The sequence below is a fragment of the Rhodanobacter sp. FW106-PBR-R2A-1-15 genome (genome assembly GCF_058789735.1).
Map to the genome: position 1 here is coordinate 105,776 of NZ_JBYTEM010000007.1, position 22,518 is coordinate 128,293.

The following is a 22,518-nucleotide window of genomic DNA, read 5'->3' on the forward strand; positions in this document are numbered from 1 at the left end:
GTAGAAATAACTTACCCTCTTGCGCTCGCGAGGGGAATTCCAAGTCAGCATTGCTCGGGAGAGTGCTTGTGAACCATTCCGTCAGCAGTTTTCTTGCCCTCCTCGCCACCACTGCCCTCGTCGGTGCGTCGCCCGCCTACGCAGCCAACGAGTCCGATGCAGCGCAGCCCACCAAAACCACGGTGCCGCCGGCAAAGAAGAAGGCCGAGACACCTAATAAACCCGCCAAGAACATTGCGGAGCTGCAGGCAGTCACCGTCACCGCCGAACACCGGGCGGTCTCGATCAACGACACGGGCATCACGATCGACGCCTTCGTCGGCTCGGACCTGCGCGAAATGGGCGCGACCAAGCTCACCGACATTGCCCGCTACTCGCCTGGCATCAACATGCACGGCCCGTTCGGCGAGAACGGCTATCCCGAGATCACGATCCGCGGCATGAACGCGGACAACTTCACCGAACTGTCGCCGCAGTCGGTCGGCGTCTACGCCGACGGCGTCTACTTGTCCTCGCCGCCACTGCTCGGCCTGCGCATGTTCGACCTCGACCGCGTCGAGGTGCTCAAGGGCCCTCAAGGCACGCTGTACGGACGAAACACGATCGGCGGTGCGATGAACCTCATCTCGGTACGGCCGACGTTCTATCCCGATGGCTATTTCACCGTCGACTACGGCAGTTATCAATATGCCGCCGCGGAAGGCGCGATCGGTGGGCCGTTGTCCGACAAGGTTGCCTACCGCTTGTCCACGCGCCTCGTGCGCCAATGGAGCGGGCCGTTCAGCAACAGCGCGGACGGCACTAAGACGGGCCAGTTACGCCAGGCGTATTGGCGCGCGCAGGTACTCTGGAACCCCACCGATGCCTTGTCGGTGCTGGTCAACTTTCACGGTGGTACGGACCGCTCCGACACGTGGCCATTTTCGCAGGTCGCCGCGCTCGTGCCGCCGGGCCAGGCAAATGCGGGCCAGATCTGTCCCGCCTTTCTCGCCGGCAATATCGGCCTGGCAAATGCACAATGTGTTGACGTCAGCGGCTACCACAACACCAGCAACGACCCATACCGGAATCCGCTGAGCCTGCACGGCCGCAATCACGACAAGAGCGCAGGCTTCTCCACTGAGATCAATTGGGATCTCGACGCAGTCAAGCTGACCTCGGTCACCGGCTACGACTGGATGACGCGGCGTGCCGGCTACGACGAAGACGCCGGCCCCAACAACATCATCGACACGGTGCGCGGTAGCGACATCAACCAGTTCTCCGAAGAACTGCGCCTCGCCTCGAATACAAAAGAGCGGCTCAACTGGATGACGGGCCTCTACTATTCGCACGATCGTCTCTCCGGCAATCCGATCTTCGTCTCCGATTTCACGCGCTGGTTCGGCGCATCGATCGCGGACTACTCGACCCTGCGCACCTCGACGTGGGGCGCATTCGGCCAGATCGACTACGCCCTCACCGACAAACTCAAGCTCACCGCGGGGCTGCGCGATAGCGGCGTGCGCCGCCAGTACGATTACCGCGAGATCTTCACGCCCAACGGCGGCGCGGCGCTCACGTCGTTCGCCGGCACCAGCCGCATGGACCAGAGCCAGTTGTCGGGCAAGCTCGGGCTCGACTACAAGCCGAACAAGAATCTGCTCCTGTATGCCAACGTGTCGCGCGGCTTCAACGCCGGCACCTACAGCGCCTACTTCATCTCCAATCCGCAGTCGCTCGAACCGACGAAATCCGAAACCGCGGTCACCTATGAAGGTGGCTTCAAACTCACCGCGCTGCAAAAGCGCGTGCAGCTCAACGGCGCGATCTACTACAACGACTGGAAAGGTATCCAGCTCACTGCTGTGGAGAACCGCACCGGCGTCAATGCGCCGTACCTGACCAACGGCAAAGGCGCCGACATCTACGGCGGCGAACTCGAACTGATCGCCCGCCCGACGCCGTTCTGGGACGTCACCCTCGGCGGCGCCTACCTGCACACCGAACTGCGCGACCTGTTCGTGCAGGACCTCTTCGGCAACATTGTCAATATCAAGGGACGCCCGCTCGCCAACTCGCCGACCCGGCAATTCAACGCGAGCACACGCTATCGTTGGGATATCTCGGGCGACTACCAGCTGGTGCCCCAAATGGACGTGAAATGGGAAGATACGATCTACCGCGACCTTCTCGGTACGCGCGCGTTGATCTCGCCTCCTCACATGACTGCCAACGCCAGTGTCACGCTCGACAACGGCCCCGGCAAGTGGCACGTGCAGTTGTGGGTGCATAACCTCACCGACCGTCGTTACGTCACCGAGGCCTATCAGGTGGTCAGTGCGGGCATTGCCGGTCTTGACTGGAGCATGCCGCGCACCTTCGGCGTCAGCTTCGGCATGGACCTGTGAGCCAGACGCATTCCACCCCGGCAACGGCGCCCGATCGTGCCGCGATCGGCGCGGCGATCGCCCTGTTCACCGCCGGCGGCCTGTTCTGGGCGTTCCTGCCATTTTTCATCGGCCTGCAAGAAGATCGTGGCGGGCTCTCCGCCACACAGGCCGGTGCACTCGGTTCGGCCTACCTCGCCGGCTTCACCATAGCCGGGCTCGCCGCGCCTTGGTGGAGCACGCGCATGTCGCCGCGAGGGGTAGTCGCGGCTGGCGTGCTGCTCGTATGGTTGGGGCTGGCGAGCCTCGCCCGCGGCATCGGCTACCCCCCTGCGCTGGCGGCATGCTCAGGCATCGGCCTTGCACTTGGCGCATTCTGGGTGGTCGCCTATCGCGTCTTCGGTGCCACGCCGAATGCGGAACGCGTGTTCGCCCTGGCCATCGCGATCGGCTATCCGATGCTTGCCGCCATAACCTTCGTCATTGGCCATCTCGTGCTGCCGCAGGGCGGCCTCTTCGGCATGACGACGGCCATCGCCTTGCTGATCGGCCTGCTGGCCGCCGCTGCGGTAAAGCTTCCCGCGAGGCTCGACAACACTGCGGCCACGACCCACACCGGCACGGGTGACGAAAAACGCCTGCCGCTTGCCTGCGGTCTGGCGGCCATCGCCCTTTTCAGCTTGGCCTTCGCCGCGGTCTGGGCTTTCGCCGAGCGCATCGGCACGCAAGCCGGCTTCGCCGGCCCGACCGTTGCCTCGGTGCTCTCCTCCAATCTCCTTTTCACCGGCCTCGGTTCGGTTGGCATCGCCCTGTTCGGCAAACACTTCGGTCGCTGGCAGGTCCTGGTCGCAAGTTACGTCCTGCTCGCGGTGTGCATGGCCGCGCTCGGCCATGCCGGCACGATCGCGTGGTTCGCCTTCGTCATCGCCGGCCTCGGCTTCGGCGTCGGCACGGGCCTGCCGCATCAAATGGCGATCGTCAGCCAATGCGACGTGCGTGGCCGCTTCGTCGCGTTGATCGCGGCAATGCAGGGACTCGGTACCGCGCTCGGCCCACTCGTCGGAGGTGCCGCATTTCAGGTATCCGGCACCACTGCGCTCGGCATCGTTGGCGCGGTGGCGTTGGCAGCGAGCTTCGTCCTGCTCCTCGTTGCGGATCGGTAAATTCGAGACATACAGCGATACTCGCCCGGAGTCCATCATGTCCACCGCACCGCTCGCCGGTCTGCGCGTCGTCGAGCTGGCCCGCATTCTCGCCGGCCCCTGGCTCGGCCAGACGCTCGCCGACCTCGGCGCCGAGGTGATCAAGGTCGAAAGCCCCGCCGGCGACGACACCCGCACTTGGGGGCCGCCGTTCATCGAGTGCGGCGGCGAGAAGACCGCTGCGTACTTCCATGCCTGCAATCGCGGCAAGCGCTCGATCGTCGCCGACTTTGCCAGCGAGAAAGGCCTCGAAACCGTGCGCCAGCTCGCCGCGACAGCCGATGTGCTGATCGAGAACTTCAAGGTCGGGGGACTGACGAAGTACGGCCTCGATTACGCCAGCCTCGCGACGCTCAATCCACGTCTGATCTACTGCTCGATCACCGGTTTCGGCCAGACCGGACCGTATGCGTCGCTCGCCGGCTACGACTTCATGATCCAAGGACTTTCCGGAATCATGGATTTGACCGGCGACCCGGCTGGCGAGCCGCAGAAGATCGGCGTCGCCTTTGCCGATATCTTCACTGGCCTCTATGGCGTCGTCGCCGTGCAGGCCGCGCTGCTGGCGCGCGAAAAGACCGGCCGCGGACAGCACATCGACATGGCCCTGCTCGACTGCATGACCGGCGTGCTCGCCAATCAGGCGATGAACTACCTGGCCTCCGGCACAACGCCGCATCGCCTCGGCAACGTGCATCCGAACATCGCGCCCTACCAGACTCTCCCCGTCGCCGACGGCCACATCATCGTCGCCGCCGGCAACGATGCGCAGTTCGTGCGGCTGTGCCGCATCCTCGATCTTGCGGCGCTGGCGGAGGATGCGCGGTTCACGACCAATGCTTTGCGCGTTCAGCATCGCGAGGAACTCGCCGGCCTGCTCGCGGTTTCGACCCGCCAGCGCAGCCGTGCCGACTTACTCGCTGCGCTCGACGCGGCCGGCGTGCCGGCAGGTCCGATCAACAGCGTCGCCGACGTATTCGCCGATCCGCAATTCCGCGCGCGCGAAATGCTCGTGGAGAACGACGGCATTCCCGGACTGCGCACGCCGATTCGCATGTCGGACAGCGCGCTCACCACGAACCGTCGCTCACCGCGCCTCGACGAACACGGGGCGGAAATTCTCGCCGAGCTGGCAAGCCGGTCCTGATTCGAATTTTTCTTCGGAGCTCTTTCATGGCCAACACCGAATTCCTTTCCATGCTCGACGACCCAGGCTTGCTGCGCGAAGCGAACTTCATCGGTGGCGAGTGGATCCCCGTGGGTCCGGGCCCGGCGATCGAGGTCACCGATCCGGCGACAGGCGCGTTGCTCGGTTGTGTACCCGACTTCGGCGCGGCCGAAACCGCCCGCGCCATCGAAGCTGCGGCGCGCGCCTTGCCCGCATGGCGCGCGCTGACCGCCAAGGCTCGCGCACAGCCGCTGCGGCGGCTGTTCGAACTCATGCTCGCGCACCAGGAGGATCTCGCGCGCATACTTACCGCCGAGCAGGGCAAGCCGCTGGCCGAGAGCCGTAGCGAAATCGCCTACGCGGCAAGCTTCATCGAATGGTTCGCCGAGGAAGGCAAGCGTGTCTACGGCGACGTGATTCCGCCGGACCGCGCCGGCCGCCGCATTCTCGTGCGGAAGGAGCCGATCGGCGTATTCGGCACGATCACGCCGTGGAACTTCCCGGTGGCGATGATCACGCGCAAGGCAGGCCCCGGCTGGGCGGCCGGCTGCACCGGCGTGCTGCGCCCCGCAAGCCAGACACCCTTTTCCGCACTCGCGATCGCCGTACTCGCCGAACGCGCCGGCCTGCCGGCGGGCGTGTGCAACGTGATCACCGGATCGGGCCGTGCAATCGGCGGCGAACTCACAGCCCACCCTCTCGTGCGCAAACTCTCGTTCACCGGCAGCACCGAGGTCGGCGCAGAACTGCTCGCGCGCTGCGCGCCAGGCATAAAGAAGGCGAGCATGGAGCTCGGCGGCAATGCACCGTTCATCGTCTTCGACGATGCCGACCTCGATGCCGCAGTCGCCGGCGCTCTGACCTGCAAATACCGCAATGCGGGACAGACCTGCGTTTGCGCGAATCGCATTCTTCTCCAGGACGGCATCTATGACGCGTTCGAGGAAAAGTTTGCACATGCCGTCGCCACGCTCAAGGTCGGCAACGGCTTCGACACCGGCGTCACGCTCGGCCCACTGATCGACGCCGCGGCGGTCGCGAAAACCGAAGACCACATCGCCGACGCCCTCGCCCACGGCGCGCGACTTGTCAGCGGCGGAAAGCGGCACGCGCTTGGCGGCAATTTCTTCTCACCGACCGTACTTGCCGATGTGCCGACGCAGGCGAAAATTTTTCGCGAAGAAACCTTCGGCCCCGTTGCCCCGCTGTTCCGCTTCCGCGACGAGGCCGAGGCGATCCGTCTCGCCAACGACACCGAGTTCGGCCTCGCCGCGTATTTCTACAGCCGCGACATTAATCGCGTCATGCGCGTCGCCGAAGCACTCGAGTACGGCATGGTCGGCATCAACGAGGCGATCATCTCGACCGAAGTGGCGCCGTTTGGCGGCGTGAAGACGTCCGGGCTCGGCCGCGAAGGCTCGAAGTACGGCATCGACGACTATCTCGAGATCAAGTACCTGTGCTTCGGCGGCGTCGATACCTGACCCCGAACTTCGCCGCTACGTGCGCAGCCGGCGGAGTACCGATCCTTTCATTTTTTGCCGAATCTGGAGCCCGTATGCCCGCCGTCGCACTCGATCCTGCCGATCTTTATGACGTCCGCTCGCTGCTCAGCGAAGAGGAGCGCATGGTGCAGGACGCCGTGGCGCGCTTCACCGACGAGCGCGTGCTGCCCATCATCGGCGACTGCTTCGACCAGGCGCGCTTTCCAACGGAGCTCATCCCTGAGATGGCCGAACTCGGCCTGCTTGGTTCCTCACTGCCGACCGAGTACGGTTGCGCCGGCATGAACGCGGTCAGCTACGGCCTCGTCTGTCAGGAACTCGAGCGCGGCGATTCCGGCATTCGCAGCTTTGCCTCCGTGCAGTCCTCGTTGTGCATGTATCCGATCTACGCCTACGGCGGCGAGGAACATCGCCGTGAATGGTTGCCGCAGATGGCGGCCGGCAAGGTGATCGGCTGCTTCGCTCTGACCGAGCCGCACGGCGGCTCGGACCCGGCGAACATGAAGACGCACGCGAAAAAGGACGGCGGCGACTGGGTCATCAACGGCGCCAAGATGTGGATCACCAACGGCAACCTCGCCCAGATCGCGATTGTCTGGGCGCAGACCGAGGATGGCATCCAGGGCTTTATCGTGCCGACCAACAGCAAGGGTTTCGCCGCGCAGGAAGTGCACAAGAAGATGAGCCTGCGCGCCTCGGTAACCAGCGGCCTGTTCTTCGACAACGTGCGCGTGCCGGATGCGAACCGCCTGCCGAACGTGAAGGGCCTGAAGGGTCCGCTCGGCTGTCTCACCCAAGCGCGCTATGGCATCACCTGGGGTCCAATTGGAGCGGCGATCGCCTGCTTCGGCGAGACGACCGAATACGCCAAGCAGCGCGTGCTGTTCGAGCGCCCGATCGCAGCGACGCAGGCGGTGCAGATCAAGCTCGCCGACATGGCGCGGCGGATCACGCTGGCGCAATTGCTCTCGCTGCAACTCGGCCGCCTCAAGGACGCAGGCAACATGCAGCCGACCCAGGTATCGCTCGCAAAATGGAACAACTGCCGCATGGCGATCGACATCGCGCGCGAATGCCGCGACATCCTCGGCGGTGCCGGCATCACCACCGAGCATTGCCCGATCCGCCACGCGCTCAACCTCGAATCCGTGATCACCTACGAAGGCACCGAGACCGTGCACCAACTCGTGGTCGGGCGCGAGGTGACAGGAATCAACGCGTTCTGACTAAGAGAACCTGCGCAACCCGCAAGCGCCCAGCTTGCCGGCATCCGGCCATCGGGTGATACACACTCTCGGGTCTGTCCCGGGAAAGTCCGCCACCAGCGAGGTCCACAGGCGGATCGATGAGCTGCCGATGAACAGCACCGCGCCCGGCGCCGGCGGATGCGCCCACTCCGCGGCCTGGAACGCGGCGATCTCGGCGTTCCACGACGCGTGGTCGTTCTCGCAGCTGTCGCGCGCCGCCGTCAGCAGCGGCCACGGCAGCAGGATCAGCAGCAGCATGCGCAGGGTCTTCAGCGGCTCGCCTCCTCGACCGGGTCTGAGCCCTGACTAGCGCGACCGCGCCAGCTCCGACACTGCCAGCACCTGCGTAATGCACATGCCGTCCCAGCGATAGACCAGGTGCTGCGCCTGTACGCACGGCGCCACCACGTCGGGGCGGAAGGCGGCCAAACATTCGCCGCCCGGATCGCGCGCGCTGTCGTAGACGATGCCGTTGGAACTGGCCTCGCGCAGCGAGCGCGCCAGCTTTACGCTGGCCGTATAGACGTCCGCATCATGTTCGGCCTTCCAGCCGCCGCGGATGTCGTGCAGCTTGCTGTCGACGCGGGTGCGGTAGCAGCGCATCTGGATGTCGCAGCCCGGCTCGGCGGTGGCGGCGAGGAAGCGCTGGCGGTGGTAGACGGTTTCCTCCACCGCGGTAGCGACGCTGTGCGCGGCATAGAACACGCCCCAGCTGCCGTCGGAGAAGCGGCTGCCTTCGGGGTTGAGATGGGTGAACGCGGCCATCACTGGTGTCGAACCCGGCCCGCTGAGACGGTGCTCTTTCGGAACCAGCGCCAGTGCGCCGGCCTCCTCGCGCAGGCGCGGATTGGTCAGCGCCTCGATCGCGAACACCGCGTCGAGGTCGGCCGGGTCGGCGATGCGGTCGTACACGCCGACTGGCGGGAAGCGGCTGGGTACGATGCGGTACGCCTGATTCCAGCGGATGCGTTTGACGGGCGGCGGAGGCATCGGATCTCCATGGACTGCCTGTAGGAGCGCACCCTGTGCGCGATGCTCTTCGCGTTGGGCACGGAGCAAAAGCGTCGCGCACAGGGTGCGCTCCTACAGGGGGTAGCGCGGCATCGCGGGGAATGTATCGCGGACTGCGATCAACCGCGCTGCGCATCCAGATACTGCCGCACCACGTACAGGTCGGCGACGTTGCCGGACAGCATGCGCTCCAGCGCGGAATGGCCGCCGAACAACGACGCCGTGTTCGGCTTGTGCAGCCAGGCGTCGGCCTGGGCCGGGTCGGGGAACAGGATCTGCAGCGATTTCCAAATGCCGAGCAGGTAACTGATGCGCTCCAGCGTGTCGCGCCCCAGGGCGCCGCCCTGCCGGCGCTTCCACTTGTAGAAGGTCGACTCCGGCGGGTCGCCGAGCAGTTTGCGCTGATCGGCGATGCGCAGCTTCCAGTGTTCGGCGAGCCGGAAGAACGCGCGCAGCGCCGGGTCGGCGAGCGTGTCCGGCGGCGCGTAGCGGGGCGCGGCTTCGGCGATGCGGGTCGGGTGGGCAATCATGGCGAAACTCTCTCCATGAAGTTTATTTACACAATACTACACACGTAAAGCAAAAGCCAACGAGCCGCCCCGGACTCAATGCCCCGCGGCGCCCTTTGCCTTCGCGCAGTCGCAGCCGTAATCCGGTTCTGGGCCGCCCTCGGCGATGAAGCGGTCGATGCGCTGCTGCAGCACCGGCAACGGCACCGAACCCAGCTGCAGCACAGTGTCGTGGAAGTGGCGCAGGTCGAACTTCGCGCCCAGCGCCTGCTCCGCCTTCGTGCGCAGCTCGCGGAGCTTCAGGTAACCCAGCTCGTACGACAGCGCCTGCCCCGGCCAGCTGATGTAGCGGTCCACCTCGTTGGCGATCTCGCGCGCGGACAGCGCCGTGTTTTCGGTCAGGTAGTCGATCGCCTGCTGGCGGGTCCAGCCGAGGTGGTGGACCCCGGTATCGACCACCAGCCGGCAGGCGCGCCACATCTGGTAGGTGAGGTAGCCGAAGCGCTCGTACGGCGTGTGGTAGATGCCCATTTCGTTGCCGAGGTATTCCGAGTACAGCCCCCAGCCCTCGCCGTAGGCGGAGATGTAGCTGTTGCGGCGGAACGCCGGCTGGTCGTGCTGCTCCTCGGCCAGTTCCAGCTGCAGCGCGTGGCCGGGGTAGCTCTCGTGCAGGGTCAGTGCCGGCACGTTGAACAGCGGCCGCGACTTCAGGTCGTAGGTGTTGACCAGGTAGGCGTCGGCGCCGCCGCGGCCGGAGGTGTAGTACGGCGCGATGTCGGCCGGCACCGGCTTGATGGTGAAGTGCGCGCGCGGCAGGCGGCCGAAGTAGCGCGGCATCTGGCCGTCCACCTGCTTGGCCACCCAGGCGCTGCGCATCAGCAGTTCGTCCGGCGTCTTGGCGTAGAACTGCGGGTCGGTGCGCAGGAACTTCAGGAACTCGGCGAAGCTGCCCTTGAAGCCGGTGTCGCCCATCACCTCCAGCATCTGCGCGTGGATCTTCGCCACCTGGTCGAGGCCGATCCGGTGGATCTGGCCCGGGTCGAGATCGAGCGTGGTGTACTCGCGGATCTGCTGGCGGTAGAACGCCTTGCCGTCCGGCAGCGCCTCGGCCGCCAGCGTGCTGCGCGCCTGCGGCACGTATTCGCTGCGGAAGAACTCCAGCAGCTTCGCGTAGGCGGGGATCACCTCGTCGCGGACCCGCCGCAGCGCGCGGCCCTGCAGCGCCTGCGCGCGGTCGGCCGGGATCGACGCCGGCAGCTGCCTGAACGGTTCATAGAAGCTGCTCCGGGTCGGGTCCTTCAGTTCGGCCACGGCGGCGATCGACGCGTCGCGCCCGTCCAGCACCGCCCGCGGCACGCTGAAGCCGCGCTTGAGGCCGGCGCGCATGTTCGCGATCTGCTGGTCGAAGTAGGCCGGGACCTGGCCGAGCCGGTCGAGGTAGCGGTCGTAGTCGTCGGCCGTGCGCAGGCGGTCGCCGCCCAGCACGTAGCCGAGGTCGGACCAGAACGCGGAGTCGCTGTTGAACGGCATCTGCCAGGCCTTGAACTTCTGCCCGGCGACGAAGTTGCCGATCTGCTCGCGGTAGATCGCGTAGTTCACCCGGTTCGCCGGCGACAGCTGCGCCACGTCGATACCCGCCAGCTGCTTCAGCACGCCCTGCCAGTAGTCCAGCCGCCGCTGCTGGCTGGCCGCATCGGCCCGGTCGAGCCGCCCATGGTTCGGCTGCGGCTCGCCGGCGGTGCTGATGCCGGCCTGGCCGGCGCGCCAGGCCCATTCGGCGTCGTAGATGTTCTTGAAGCGCGCGTCGGCGCTGGCGGCAGCGGACGCGGGCATGGCGACCGCATGCAGCGGCACGGCGCAGCTGACCAGCGCGAGCGCGGCCAGCCGCACCATCATCGGGGGCTTGTTCACACGGATTCCTTGCGGCGGGGTGGCGTCATCATCCGTCACGCGACGTGATGCGAACGCCTATCCTCGCCTTCCTGCCGCGGCATGGCAACGTGGGCGGCGCCGCTCAGCCGAGATCGAGCTTGCCCACGCCGACCGCGCGCAGGTAGGCGGCCAGGCTGCGCTCGTCGGTCTCGGCGAAGCTTTCGCCGCTGGGCTCGCAGCTGCCGATGCGGTCCGGGCGAAAGTTGCGGAAGTCGCCGCGCAGCCGGCACCATGCGCCCAGCGTCCACTTGCCGCCCCAGAACGACAGGCACAGCGGCTCGACCTCGCGCGTACTGGGGTTGCCGCCTTCGTCGCGGTATTCCAGCCGCAACACCTGGCTGCCGAGGATGGCCGCATGCAGCCGGTCGATCAGCGCGGCGAAGTCCTCGCGGTGCTGGTCGCGCCACACCGGCGCGAAGATCCGCGTGCGGGCGGCGCGTTCGCGCAGTTCCGGCGGCAGCACCGCCTCGATCTTCAACAGCGCGGACTGTGCGCTGCCGGCCAGCTGGGTGCCGGCGAACGCGCGCACGAAGCGCGAGCCGACCACCAGGGCTTCGAGCTCGTTCGCGGTGAACATCAGCGGCGGAATGTCCGAACCCTTGCGCAGCACGTAGCCGACACCGGCCTCGCCTTCGATCGGCACGCCGGACAGCTGCAGGTCGGCGACGTCGCGGTACACCGTGCGCAGCGACACGCCCAGCGTCTGCGCCAGCGAGCGCGCCTGCAGCGCGGTGCGGCGGCCGCGCAGGGCGTGGATGATGAGGAACAGGCGGTCGGCGCGGCGCATCCGTGCATCATCGCCGAGGCCTGCGCTGGCGAACAGCGCCGAACGTCACGCCGGGCGCCGTTCATCGCATCACACGGCCCGCGCGGCCAGCAGTTCGGCGTCCTTCGCCGCCGCGCGCTGCACCGCCGGACGCGCCAGCACGCGGCCGATGTAGGCACGGATCGCCGGCAGTTCGGGCACCAGCTTGAACATCGTGGTCCAGTTCAGCGCGGTGCCCCACAGCACGTCGGCGGCGCTGAAGGTGTCGCCGAGCAGGTATGGGCCTTTGTCGAGCTGGTCGACCAGGGTCTGCAGCATAGTGTCGTAGTCGCCGTAACCGCAGGTCGACGGCGGCGCCGGCTCGCGCTGCAGCGCCTTGTCGGTCACCGCCGGCTCGAAGCACGAGCCGTAGAACACCAGCCAGCGCAGGTACGGCCCGCGCAACGGGTCGCCCAGCGGCGGCGCCAGCTTCGCCGCGGGGTACAGATCGGCCAGGTAGATGAATACCGCCGGCTGCTCGGTGACCAGCGCGCCATGGTGATGGATCGCCGGCACCTTGCCCATCGGGTTGATCGCCAGATACTCCGGCTGGCGCTGCTCGCCGGCCTTCAGGTCGAGCACATGCAGCTCATAGTCGGCGCCAAGCTCCTCCAGCAGCGCGCGGGTGCCGGCGGAGCGACTCTGCGGCGAATGGAAGAAGGTGACGCGGGGTGTCGTGTCCATGCCGGGTACTCCTGGCCGGTGGCGGGTTCAGTCCTGCGCAAGCTGGCAGACCGCTTCGACGTTGTGCCCGTCCGGGCCGATCACGAAGGCGGCGTAGTAGTTCGCGTGGTAGTGCGGGCGCAGGCCCGGCGCGCCGTGGTCGGCGGCGCCGGCGAGCAGCGCAGCGGTGTGGAAGGCATCCACCTGCGCGCGGTTGGCGGCAACGAAGGCCACGTGCAGCGGGGTCGGCGCGGCTGGCCCCGCGACCAGCCAGAACTCCGGCTCGTCGCGGCCCATGCCGACCGCGCCGGGATACTCCTTCACCACGCCGATGCCCAGCGGAGCCAGCGCCTGACCGAAGAACGCCCGGCTGCCGGCGAGGTCGCTGCTCGGCAGGCTCAGGTGGTCGATGATCATGGCTTGCCCCGTCCGTGCCAGACGATGTGGGTCAGCGCGGCCAGCAAGGCGCGCCGGCGCGCGCGTGGCGCGGCATCCGTCGGGGTGGCCTTGGGCAGCTTGTACTGGCCATCCAGCAGCAGGCCATTCAGATAGAGCGGGCGATAGGCCATCAGCACGCGGTCGAGCACGGTTCTGTTCGTCATGAGGTGAGCTCCAAGCTCAGGCCGCCGCCGCTTCGCCGACGCACCACGGCGGCAGCTCGGCGTGCTTGAACAGGCGGTACCAGTGTTCGCGGTCGCTGGGGCTGTACAGGTCCAGCGTGCGGATCACCTCGCGGGCGAATTCCACGCTGCCCAGGTGGCTGGCACTGATCACGCCGCCGTCGCTGACGGCCAGCACGCCGGCGTCGTACTGCTCCGCGCCGGCGTAGGCCGGCACGTGGCGGTCGATATGCCCGGGCCAGTTGCCGGTGTGGCGGCAATGGTCGAGCAGGCCGCTGCGGGCCAGCGCCAGCACGCCGCTGTCGATGGCCGCCACCGGCGCACCGGCGCTATACAGCCGGCGGATCGCCGCTACCGCCTCGATACCCTCGCCGCGCTGCCACAGGTGCCCACCGGGCACGATCAGCAGGGCGGCACGCTGCAGGTCGAGCTGATCCAGCGACAACGCCGGCTGCACGGTGAGGCCGCCCATCGAGACCACCGGCGCCAGCGAGTAGCCCACCGCCTGCACCTGCCAGTCGCCGGGGCGGCGGATCTCGCACAGCGCCAGCGCGGCCTGCCAGTCGGCGAAACCGTCGAACACCAGGTAGTAGACCGTGTCGCGCATGTCGTATCCCTCCGCTTGTGGAGGGACAGCTTGCCCGCCCCCTCCTGCCAACGTGATGTCAGCAGCGGGGCCGGATGCGGGCACGCGGGGCGACGGGCTGGCACCGTTCAGCCGGGACCGGGACAATGGCGCTTCCTCTTGCCATGGACCCGACATGAAACCCGTCTCGCTGATCCAGTTCCTGATCGAGGAACGCCGCGCCGGCCACATCAACGCCGAACTTTCGCTGTTGATCGAAGTGGTCGCGCGCGCCTGCAAGCGCATCGGCGTGGCCACCGGCAAGGGTGCGCTGGGCGGCGTGCTGGGCATGGCCGGCACCGACAACGTGCAGGGCGAGGCACAGAAGAAACTGGACGTGATCTCCAACGAGATCCTGCTGGAGGCGAACGCCTGGGGCGGCCACCTCGCCGCCTGCGCCTCGGAGGAGATGGAAGACCCGCAGCAGATCCCCGATGGCTACCCGAAGGGCCAGCACCTGCTGCTGTTCGATCCGCTGGACGGCTCCTCCAACATCGACGTCAACATCTCGGTCGGCACCATCTTCTCGGTGCTGCGCTGCCCCGACGGGGTGACCGAGCCGAAGGCCGCGCACTTCCTGCAGCCGGGCACCACCCAGCTGGCCGCCGGCTACGTGGTGTACGGGCCGTCCACCGTGCTGGTGCTCACCTTCGGCCATGGCACCCACGAGTTCACGCTGGACCGCGAAGTGGGCAGCTTCATCCTCAGCCGCCGCGGCATCCGCATTCCCGAGCAGACCGCCGAGTTCGCCATCAACATGTCCAACCAGCGCCACTGGCAGGCGCCGATGCAGCGTTACATCGGCGAGCTGCTGGCCGGCAAGGAAGGCCCGCGCGGCAAGGACTTCAACATGCGCTGGGTCGCCTCGATGGTCGCCGACGTGCACCGCATCGTGACCCGCGGCGGCGTGTTCTATTACCCGCTGGACGCGAAGATCCTCGACAAGGGCGGCAAGCTGCGCCTGATGTACGAGGCCAACCCGATGGCCTTCATCATCGAACAGGCCGGCGGCGCGGCGACCACCGGGCGCCAGCGCATCATGGAAATCCAGCCGACCGGCCTGCACCAGCGCGTGCCGGTGTTCCTCGGCTCGAAGCAGGAGGTCGAGCTGGCCACGCACTACCACCTGGAAGCCGACGGCGCGCTGGACTGACGCTTTGCTCCCTCCCCTGCAACGCAGGGGAGGGTTGTGACCGAAGGGAATCCCTTTTGGGAGGGAGGGGTCGCTCTTCGTTCCAACGTCAAAAGCACCCCCTCCCGACCTCCCCCTGCGTTGCAGGGGGAGGAGACCGACCCGGACCGATATCAACCATGCCCTTCCGCCGCCTGCTCCTGCCGCTGCTTGCCACGCTCGCGCTGGGCGCCTGCACCCATGCGGCGAAACCGGTGCCGCCACCGCCCGCAGCGCCCGCACCGGTGAAGCTGAAGATCGGCCTCGCCCTCGGCGGCGGCGCGGCCAAGGGCTTTGCGCACATCGGCGTGATCAAGATGCTGGAAGCCAGCGGCATCCATCCGGACGTGGTCGCCGGCACCAGCGCCGGCAGCGTGGTCGGCGCGCTGTACGCCAGCGGCATGGATGCGTTCGCGCTGCAGCAGACCGCGTTCGGCCTCGACGAGGCGAAGATCCGCGACGTGCGGCTGTTCTCCGGCGGCCTGGTGCAGGGCCAGGCGTTGCAGGACTACGTCAACCAGCTGCTGCACAAGCAGCCGATCGAACAGTTGAAGCGGCCGTTCGCCGCGGTCGCCACCGAGCTGGAGACCGGCACGCGCACGGTGTTCGTGCGCGGCAACACCGGGCGCGCGGTGCGCGCCTCGTCGAGCATCCCCGGCGTGTTCGAGCCGGTCGAGATCCACGGCAAGCACTACGTGGACGGCGGCGTGGTCAGCCCGATCCCGGTCGACGCGGCGCGCCAGCTCGGCGCCGACTTCGTGATCGCGGTGGACATCTCCGCCGCGCCCGACGGCAGCAACCCGCAGGGCATGATGAACATCGTCGGCCAGTCGCTCACCATCATGGGCCGGCAGCTGGCCGCGCAGGAGAGCGCGCGCGCCGACGTGGTGATCCGCCCCGACCTCGCCCGCATCGGCCCCACCGATTTCGAGCAGAAGAACCAGGCCATCCTGGCCGGCGAGAAGGCCGCGCTGGCAGCGATTCCCGCGATCCGCGCCAAGCTTGCCGCGCTGGCGGCGACGCGTCAGGCGGCCGCCGCCACGCACTGAACGCCGCCGCCGAGGGCCATGTCGTGTCGCACTTGGCGCATGCGATGCCGCGGTTGTAGCGTCGGGGTTCCCCCGCCGGAACCCCCCTCATGCCGAAACCTGCGCGCCTGATCCCGCCCCTGTCGCTGCTGGCCTTCGCGCTGGCATCGCCGGCCTTCGCCGCTGCGCCCGCGGTCGATCCGCGCATCGAGCAGGTACTGGCCGAGCTGGGCAAGGCGCAGACGATCCAGGCGGTGGCGATCTCGCCGGACGGCCAGCAGCTGGCGTGGGTGATCCGGCGCGAAGGCAAGCCGGCGATCGAGGTGGCGGCTGCCGACGGTCGCCACGCGCGCCGCGTGAGCGCCGCCAGCAAGCCGGGCGCATGCGCCGAATCCGGCATCGCCTGGGCGCCCGATTCGCGGCGCCTCGCCTTCATCTCCAACTGCAGCGTCGACCTGACCAGCACCAAGGCGATGCAGAACACCGTCTTCGTGGCGGACGCCGGCCACGGCGACAGCGCGGGCAACGGTTCGCCCAGGCCGCTGGCCAAGCTCGCCGGCTACGCGCATGCGCTGCAGTGGACGGCCGACGGCAAATCGCTCGGCTTCCTCTACGTGCCCGGCGCTACCCGTCGCGCCAGCGCCAGCGCCGCGGCCAAGCCGGTGGCTGGCGAGATCGGCGTGACCGGCGTGGAAGTGCAGCGCGTGGCCAGCCTCGACGTCGCCAGCGGCGTGCTGCACGAACTGACCCCGGCCGCCATGTACGCGTACGAGTTCGACTGGTCGCCGGATGGCTCGCGCATTGCCTACACCGCAGCGCCGCCACCGGGCGACAACAACTGGTGGATCGCCAAGCTCTATGTGCAGGGCGCGCAGGCCGATGCCGCCGCCAGCGTGCTGGTCGATCCGGCCAGCACCGCCAGCGGCTCGCTGCATGGTCTGCAGATCGCGCTGCCGCGCTGGTCGCCGGATGCTTCGCGGATCGCCTTCACCGGCGGCCTGATGAGCGACCAGGGCGCCACCGGCGGCGACATCTATGCGGTGCCGGCTGGCGGCGGCGCGCTGGTCGACCTCACGCCCGACATCAAGCTCACGCCGAGCTGGCTGCGCTGGACTTCACCGCAGGCGATGCTGGTCAGCCAGGTCGACAACGGCCGGAGCCAGCTGGCCGATTACGCCGTGTCGGCCACGCGCGCCGAGCGGCAGCGCGTGCATTTCACCGTGCCGGCCAGCATCGGCGACGGCAGCGCGTCGATGGCGATGTCGCTGTCGGCCGACTTCAAGCGCATCGCGTTCGTGCAGAGCTCGTGCGCCGCCGCCAGCGAAGTGCATGCCGGCGCGCTGCATGATGCACCGCCGCCGGCGGTGACCTCATTCAACGCCGGGCTCAAGCCGTCGTGGGGCAAGGCCGAGTCGGTGGAGTGGAACAACGAAGGTTTCCACGTGCAGGGCTGGCTGTTGTATCCGGCGAACTACGACGCGAAGAAGCGCTACCCGATGATCGTGGTGGTGCACGGCGGCCCGTCGAGCGCGGTGATCCCGCGCTGGCCGGGCATCGGTTACGGCGGCGCGCCACTGTCCGCACTGGGCTACTTCGTGTTCATGCCGAACCCGCGCGGCAGCTTCGGTCAGGGCGAGCAGTACGTGCAGGCGAACCGCAAGGACTTCGGTTACGGCGACCTGCGCGACATCCTCGCCGGGGTCGACGCGGTAGAGAAGAAGGTGCCCGTCGATGACCACCGGCTCGGCCTTACCGGCTGGAGCTACGGCGGCTTCATGAGCATGTTCGCACCCACCCAGACCCAGCGCTTCCGCGCCGTGGTGGCCGGCGCCGGCATCGCCAACTGGCAGAGCTACTACGGCCAGAACCTGATCGACCAGTGGATGCCGCCGTTCTTCGGCGCCAGCGTGTACGACGACCCGGCGGTGTACGCGAAGAGCTCGGCGATCAACCTCATCAAGCAGGTGAGGACGCCGATGCTGATCGTGGTCGGCGACCGCGACGCCGAATGCCCCGCGCCGCAGTCGTTCGAGATGTGGCACGCGCTGCGCGCGCAGGGCGTGCCCACCTCGCTGGTGGTCTACCCCAACGAAGGCCACCACTTCGTCGACCCCATCCACCAGCGCGATGTGCTGCAGCGCGCACTGGACTGGTTCGGAAAGTACCTTCCGGCGTCGGAATGACGGCGGGCTGACCCCCGGCACGACCACACCGTGTTGCCCCGCGCCGACCGTCACGCTTGACAGCATTCATGTGTATTGCTGTACTGATACACATGGATGCATCATTGCTCAACATACAACCCGCCGCCAGCGAGCCGATCTATCGGCAGATCGTCGAGCAGCTGCGCCGGCTGATCGCCGGTGGTCAGCTGACGCCCGGCGAACTGCTGCCGTCGGTACGCGAGGTGGCTGCGTTCCATGTGATCAACCCGATGACGGTGTCGCGTGCCTACGGCATCGCCGAAGGCGAAGGTCTGCTCGAACGCCTGCGCGGCAAGGGCATGGCCGTGGCCGCCACGCGCCGTGCCGGCCAGACCGAACACCAGCGCCTCGCCCTGCTCGAACCACAGCTGCAGGCGCTGGCTCGCCATGCCCATGAACTCGAACTGCCAGCCGAGCCGGTGCTGCGGCGGCTGACCAAACTGCTGGGAGATTGAGATGAACGCCATGCTTCGCGAAACGGAATCCGCCATCGTCCCGCTGGCCGTGCACGGCCTGCACCACAGTTACGGCGGCAGCCAGGCCCTCGACGGCGTCGACCTTGCGTTGCAGCCGGGTAGTGTGCTCGGCCTGGTCGGCCGCAACGGTGCCGGCAAATCCACGCTGATCCGCATCATGCTGGGCCTGCTGCAGCCGCAGGCCGGTGAGGCGCGCGTATTCGGCGCGCCGGCGCTGCGACTGGGCGACGAAACCAAGGCGCGTATCGGCTATGTGCCGCAGCAGCCGGAGGCGCTCGCCTGGCTCAGCGCGCGGCAGATGCTCGATTTCGTCGGCCGCTTCTACCCGCGCTGGGACGCGGCATTCGTGCGGCATACGCTGGAGCGCTGGCAGATCCCGGTCGACAAGCTGCTGGCCAAGCTGTCACCGGGCGAACGCCAGCGCGTGGACCTGATCCGCGCACTGGCCTCGCAGCCGGAGCTGCTGGTGCTGGACGAACCGGCTGCCGCGCTCGACCCGGTCGCCCGCCGTGAACTGCTGCGCGAAGTGGCGCTGCGCGCCGGCGAGTCCGGCACCACCGTGCTGTTCTCCACCCATATCGTGTCGGACCTGGAACGCGCCGCCTCGGACGTGGCCTTCCTGCACCGCGGCAAACTGCTGTTCCGCTGCGGCGTGGACGACAGCAAGGAACGCTACGCCCGGCTATGGCTGCCGGCGCGGATGAGCGCCGCCGCTCCGCAAGCCAGCCTCAGCCGGCGCCGGCATGACGATGGCAGCCTCAGCCTGGTGGTGGAACGCGATGCCGACGGCCGCTGGCCGGAAGCTGCCAACCTGACCGGTGCCCGCATTGATGCGCTGGGCCTGGAGGATCTGTTCGTGGAGATCGCCGAATGAATCCCGTACGTCTGTTGCAGCTCCCCTGGTACGCGGGACACCGTTCGCTGCGCTGGATGACCGTGCTGATCTTCGCGCTGTGCTGCGGCGGCGCGCTGGCGATCGCCCTGTTCGGCGATGGACCGAGAGCCTGGCTTGGCGCCACCATGCTGTATGGCGTCGGCCTGTTCTTCCTGTGCACGTTCTTCCTGCCGCTCGGCCTGCTGCTGGGGATCGACGCCCGGCTGTTGCGCGTGCCCGGCATGCAGCGGCTGATCCCTGCCAGCGTGTTGCTGTACGGCGCGCTCGGCCTCGCTCTGCCGCTGGCCGTGCTGGCCTCGGTCGGACAGCCGCTGCTGCCGGCGTTCGCGCTGCTGGCCGTGGCGGGCACCGGCGGACTGCTGTTCGCGCTGACGCCACGCTATCTCGCCGTGATGATCGGCCTGACCCCCTCGCTGCTGAACCAGCTCTGGCGCCACTTCGCGCTGCCCGGGCTCACCGACCCGCGCATGGTCGGGGCGCTGTTGCTGCTGATCCCGATGCTGCTGCTGCTGATTGCTTGGCGCTGGCAGCGATTGCTGCGTACGAGCGACGGCCAACCCGGCGGCTGGACCTCGCCAATGGTGCTGCAATACCGCAGCGGCAGCTGGGGTTACTGGGGGCAGATCGGCTCGTCACAGCGGCTGCGCCAGCGGCCGGACTGGCTGCGGCCCAGCATCGATCTCGACGGCGCCGGCCCGGCCCGGCCGCGCCGCGCCTTGCGGGTGGCGCTGGGCGGCTGGTACCTGCCGCAAAGCGTGCCCAGCTACGTGCGGCAGCTGGGAATCAGCCTGGCGATCGGCGCAACGCCCGTGCTGCTGATCCTGCTGCTCGGCTATCTCGGCCGGCATGACCGCAACAACGTGGAGCTGCTGCAAGGCAGCCTGATCGGCATCCTCGCCATGTTCGGCGCACTGGCCGGACCGATGATCAGTGCGCTCAGCCTGCTGTGGCTGGGCAAGCGCTGGCAGCGGGCGAACGGCGAACTCCCGCTGCTGGCCCTGCTGCCCGGGCTGGGCGACCGCAGCCAGCTTCGCAGCCAGTTACTGCGCGCCGTGTTCGGCCTGCCGCTGCTGCTGCATGCGCTGACGCTGGCGCTGATCGGCCTCGGCATGGTGTTCTGGCACGACCATGCTGCAATGCTGTCATTCCTGCTGCTGACCCAGCTCGGTTCGACCGCGATCACCGTGGCCGCCCTGCTCAACCTGCTCGGCGGACGCGCGCTGTCGATATGGAGCGCCGGCGCGCTGCTGACGATCGCATTCGCGCTGACCCTGCTCAGCCTGGTGCTGCCGACGATGGCCTGGGGCAGCCGCCCGGTAGCCAGCGCGGCAAGCACGCTGCCGCCATTGGTGCTGGCCTGGCTGCTGTTTGGGGCGGCCTTGCTGTGGCTGGGTTGGCGGGGCTGGCACGGGCTGCGGAAGCTGCCTCACCCGTTCCTTGCCCGGCCCTGAAGCCCACCGCGGATGGACGTCCAGGCGTCCATCGCGTGGATCAGAACAGTTCCCCCTGCGGCGACGGCTTGCGCGGCGGCACGAAGCGCGAAGTGTCAAGTTGCAGCTCGCGGGCGCGGCCGAGACCGTGCTTGCGGCAGGCGAGCTCGAAGCGCTTGCGCAGCAGGTCGGCGAACACGCCCTGGCCGCGCATGCGGGTGCGGAAGTCCGAGTCGTAGTCGCGGCCGCCGTTCATCTGCTGCACCAGGCTCATCACGTGCTCGGCGCGCTGCGGGGCGTGCAGGGCGAGCCATTCGCGGAACAGCTGCTTCAGCTCCCACGGCAGGCGCAGCACGGTGTAGCCGGCGCAGCGAGCGCCGGCGGCGTGGGCGCGTTCAAGCACGGCTTCCATGTCCCTGTCGTTGAGCGCCGGGATGATCGGCGCCACCAGCACGCCCACCGGCACGCCGGCGTCGGCCAGCGCGGCGACGGTCTTGAGGCGGCGGTGCGGCGCGCTGGCGCGCGGTTCGAGCTTGGCGGCCAGCTGGTTATCCAGCGAGTTGACCGAGACGAAGACCTGCACGAGGTTCGCGCGCGCCATCTCCGCCAGGATGTCGAGGTCGCGTTCCACCAGCGCGTTCTTGGTGACGAGGGTGCAGGGGTGGCGGCACTCGGCCAGCACTTCCAATGCGGCGCGGGTGAGCCGCCACTTCTTCTCGATCGGCTGGTAGGGGTCGGTGTTGCTGCCGATGTTGATCGGCTTCGGGCTGTAGCCGGATTTCGCCAGTTCGGTGCGCAGCACTTCGGCGAGGTTGCCCTTGGCGCGGATCTTCGTTTCGAAGTCCAGCCCGGGCGAGAGATTGAGATAGCCGTGGCTGGGTCGTGCGAAACAATAAACACATCCGTGCTCGCAGCCGCGATACGGATTCAGCGCCTGCTCGAAGGCGATGTCGGGCGAGTCGTTGCGGGTGATCACGCTCTTCGCGCGTTCCTCGGTGACCTCCGTGCGCGGGCGCGGGGCAGCTTCATCCAGCAGCGCGCTTTGCCAACCGTCGTCCTCGGCGTGGTGGCGGATCGATTCGAAGCGGCCCTCCGGATTGGAGGCGGCGCCGCGACCCTTGTGCACGCGGACGGTGGGAAGCGATGACGATGGCGGCAGCTCGTCCATCGGCGCAGTGTCGCGCCGCGGGGTCTCAGCCGTCGCGACATCCCGGCGCGGGCGTGACGGGCCGCGCACCCGGCGCAACGCGGCGACGCTAAGATGCAGCCATCCGCCGCCGCCGGTGGCGCTTCGACCTGTCGAGGCCTATCTCATGCGCTGGCTGTTGCTCGCCTCCACCATATTCGCGTTCGCGCTGTGCTTTACCCGCCAGGGCGCCGGCGCCTGGGGCTTCTGGCTGTTGGTCGGACTGGCCGGCGTCTTCGCCACCACGCTGGCCTTCGTGCAGGTGCGCATCGCCGGCAACGCGCGCGGGGACAGCCTGTCCGAGTACGACCTGAAGCGGCTGCGCGAGGGCAAAGACCCGCTGAAGCACGATCGCCTGGCTCGATAAGCGCGCGACGGGTAGATACCGTCTCGTTCCGCGTTATGCAAGCGAGCATCCAGGTGATGCGTGCGCAGAGGCAACGAGGCGGTGTCTGGGGTAGTCAGGATCAAA

Annotated in this window: 22 protein-coding genes; 12 read left to right on the top strand and 10 right to left on the bottom strand. The window is 67.9% G+C overall.

Translation table 11 applies throughout. The annotated features are described in order from the left end of the window. Window positions 1-68 precede the first annotated feature (68 nt). The 5 genes from AC3WTD_RS06070 (at window position 69) to AC3WTD_RS06090 (ending at window position 7,470) form a co-directional block, all read left to right on the top strand. Window positions 69-2,390 (top strand): TonB-dependent receptor, encoded by a 2,322-nt coding sequence (locus AC3WTD_RS06070; RefSeq protein WP_492613226.1) that lies wholly within the window; start codon window positions 69-71, stop codon window positions 2,388-2,390. Then, on the top strand, window positions 2,387-3,532 hold the full coding sequence (locus tag AC3WTD_RS06075; protein WP_492613227.1) for an MFS transporter: 1,146 nt from the start codon (window positions 2,387-2,389) through the stop codon (window positions 3,530-3,532). Before AC3WTD_RS06070 ends, AC3WTD_RS06075 begins: the two co-directional genes overlap by 4 nt. 37 nt (window positions 3,533-3,569) lie before the next feature. Then, window positions 3,570-4,718 carry a CaiB/BaiF CoA transferase family protein gene (locus tag AC3WTD_RS06080; protein WP_108471214.1) on the top strand — a complete coding sequence of 383 codons (1,149 nt, stop codon included), beginning with the start codon at window positions 3,570-3,572 and terminating at the stop codon, window positions 4,716-4,718. A gap of 26 nt (window positions 4,719-4,744) precedes the next feature. After that, window positions 4,745-6,223, top strand: coding sequence for an NAD-dependent succinate-semialdehyde dehydrogenase (locus AC3WTD_RS06085; protein ID WP_492613228.1), 1,479 nt, complete (start codon window positions 4,745-4,747; stop codon window positions 6,221-6,223). Window positions 6,224-6,297: 74 nt separating this feature from the next. After that, window positions 6,298-7,470, top strand: a complete 1,173-nt coding sequence (locus tag AC3WTD_RS06090; RefSeq protein WP_492613229.1) for an acyl-CoA dehydrogenase family protein — start codon at window positions 6,298-6,300, stop codon at window positions 7,468-7,470. On the opposite strand, the gene AC3WTD_RS06095 is transcribed toward AC3WTD_RS06090, so the two are convergent. The 9 genes from AC3WTD_RS06095 to AC3WTD_RS06135 form a co-directional block, all read right to left on the bottom strand. Beyond that, complete coding sequence (locus tag AC3WTD_RS06095) at window positions 7,471-7,749, bottom strand: hypothetical protein (protein ID WP_492613230.1); 279 nt, start codon at window positions 7,747-7,749, stop codon at window positions 7,471-7,473. Between the two features lie 48 nt (window positions 7,750-7,797). Beyond that, entirely contained in the window at window positions 7,798-8,481 is a 684-nt protein-coding gene (locus tag AC3WTD_RS06100; RefSeq protein WP_492613231.1) for an RES family NAD+ phosphorylase, read from the bottom strand. A gap of 140 nt (window positions 8,482-8,621) precedes the next feature. Next, window positions 8,622-9,032: an MbcA/ParS/Xre antitoxin family protein gene (locus AC3WTD_RS06105; RefSeq protein WP_492613232.1), complete on the bottom strand. Its 411-nt coding sequence runs from the start codon at window positions 9,030-9,032 to the stop codon at window positions 8,622-8,624. A 75-nt stretch (window positions 9,033-9,107) separates the two neighbouring features. After that, window positions 9,108-10,907 (bottom strand): DUF885 domain-containing protein, encoded by a 1,800-nt coding sequence (locus AC3WTD_RS06110; protein ID WP_492613245.1) that lies wholly within the window; start codon window positions 10,905-10,907, stop codon window positions 9,108-9,110. A 118-nt stretch (window positions 10,908-11,025) separates the two neighbouring features. Next, window positions 11,026-11,730 (bottom strand): helix-turn-helix transcriptional regulator, encoded by a 705-nt coding sequence (locus AC3WTD_RS06115; RefSeq protein ID WP_492613233.1) that lies wholly within the window; start codon window positions 11,728-11,730, stop codon window positions 11,026-11,028. Window positions 11,731-11,799: 69 nt separating this feature from the next. Next, on the bottom strand, window positions 11,800-12,432 hold the full coding sequence (locus tag AC3WTD_RS06120; RefSeq protein ID WP_492613234.1) for a glutathione S-transferase family protein: 633 nt from the start codon (window positions 12,430-12,432) through the stop codon (window positions 11,800-11,802). 27 nt (window positions 12,433-12,459) lie between these two features. Continuing rightward, a complete protein-coding gene (locus AC3WTD_RS06125; protein ID WP_492613235.1) occupies window positions 12,460-12,828 on the bottom strand; it encodes a VOC family protein in 369 nt (122 codons plus the stop codon). Next, window positions 12,825-13,013, bottom strand: a complete 189-nt coding sequence (locus AC3WTD_RS06130) for a hypothetical protein (protein ID WP_492613236.1) — start codon at window positions 13,011-13,013, stop codon at window positions 12,825-12,827. The genes AC3WTD_RS06125 and AC3WTD_RS06130 overlap by 4 nt, the downstream gene beginning before the upstream one ends. Before the next feature lie 16 nt (window positions 13,014-13,029). Then, a complete protein-coding gene (locus AC3WTD_RS06135) occupies window positions 13,030-13,638 on the bottom strand; it encodes a DJ-1/PfpI family protein (RefSeq protein WP_492613237.1) in 609 nt (202 codons plus the stop codon). A gap of 154 nt (window positions 13,639-13,792) precedes the next feature. On the opposite strand from AC3WTD_RS06135, the gene AC3WTD_RS06140 reads away from it, so the two are divergent. The 6 genes from AC3WTD_RS06140 (at window position 13,793) to AC3WTD_RS06165 (ending at window position 20,881) form a co-directional block, all read left to right on the top strand. Then, complete coding sequence (locus tag AC3WTD_RS06140; RefSeq protein ID WP_492613238.1) at window positions 13,793-14,809, top strand: class 1 fructose-bisphosphatase; 1,017 nt, start codon at window positions 13,793-13,795, stop codon at window positions 14,807-14,809. Window positions 14,810-14,967: 158 nt separating this feature from the next. Then, the gene (locus AC3WTD_RS06145) at window positions 14,968-15,876 is read left to right on the top strand and encodes a patatin-like phospholipase family protein (protein ID WP_492613239.1); all 909 of its coding nucleotides are present in this window, start codon (window positions 14,968-14,970) and stop codon (window positions 15,874-15,876) included. Window positions 15,877-15,965: 89 nt separating this feature from the next. Beyond that, window positions 15,966-18,038, top strand: a complete 2,073-nt coding sequence (locus tag AC3WTD_RS06150) for a S9 family peptidase (protein WP_492613240.1) — start codon at window positions 15,966-15,968, stop codon at window positions 18,036-18,038. Window positions 18,039-18,130: 92 nt separating this feature from the next. Then, a complete protein-coding gene (locus AC3WTD_RS06155) occupies window positions 18,131-18,514 on the top strand; it encodes a GntR family transcriptional regulator (protein WP_027491687.1) in 384 nt (127 codons plus the stop codon). Between the two features lies 1 nt (window position 18,515). Further along, window positions 18,516-19,409, top strand: coding sequence for an ABC transporter ATP-binding protein (locus AC3WTD_RS06160; protein ID WP_492613241.1), 894 nt, complete (start codon window positions 18,516-18,518; stop codon window positions 19,407-19,409). Continuing rightward, the gene (locus AC3WTD_RS06165) at window positions 19,406-20,881 is read left to right on the top strand and encodes a hypothetical protein (protein WP_492613242.1); all 1,476 of its coding nucleotides are present in this window, start codon (window positions 19,406-19,408) and stop codon (window positions 20,879-20,881) included. Before AC3WTD_RS06160 ends, AC3WTD_RS06165 begins: the two co-directional genes overlap by 4 nt. 40 nt (window positions 20,882-20,921) lie before the next feature. On the opposite strand, the gene AC3WTD_RS06170 is transcribed toward AC3WTD_RS06165, so the two are convergent. Then, entirely contained in the window at window positions 20,922-22,028 is a 1,107-nt protein-coding gene (locus tag AC3WTD_RS06170) for a PA0069 family radical SAM protein (RefSeq protein WP_492613243.1), read from the bottom strand. A gap of 145 nt (window positions 22,029-22,173) precedes the next feature. On the opposite strand from AC3WTD_RS06170, the gene AC3WTD_RS06175 reads away from it, so the two are divergent. Then, entirely contained in the window at window positions 22,174-22,413 is a 240-nt protein-coding gene (locus tag AC3WTD_RS06175) for a hypothetical protein (protein ID WP_492613244.1), read from the top strand. Window positions 22,414-22,518 lie beyond the last annotated feature (105 nt).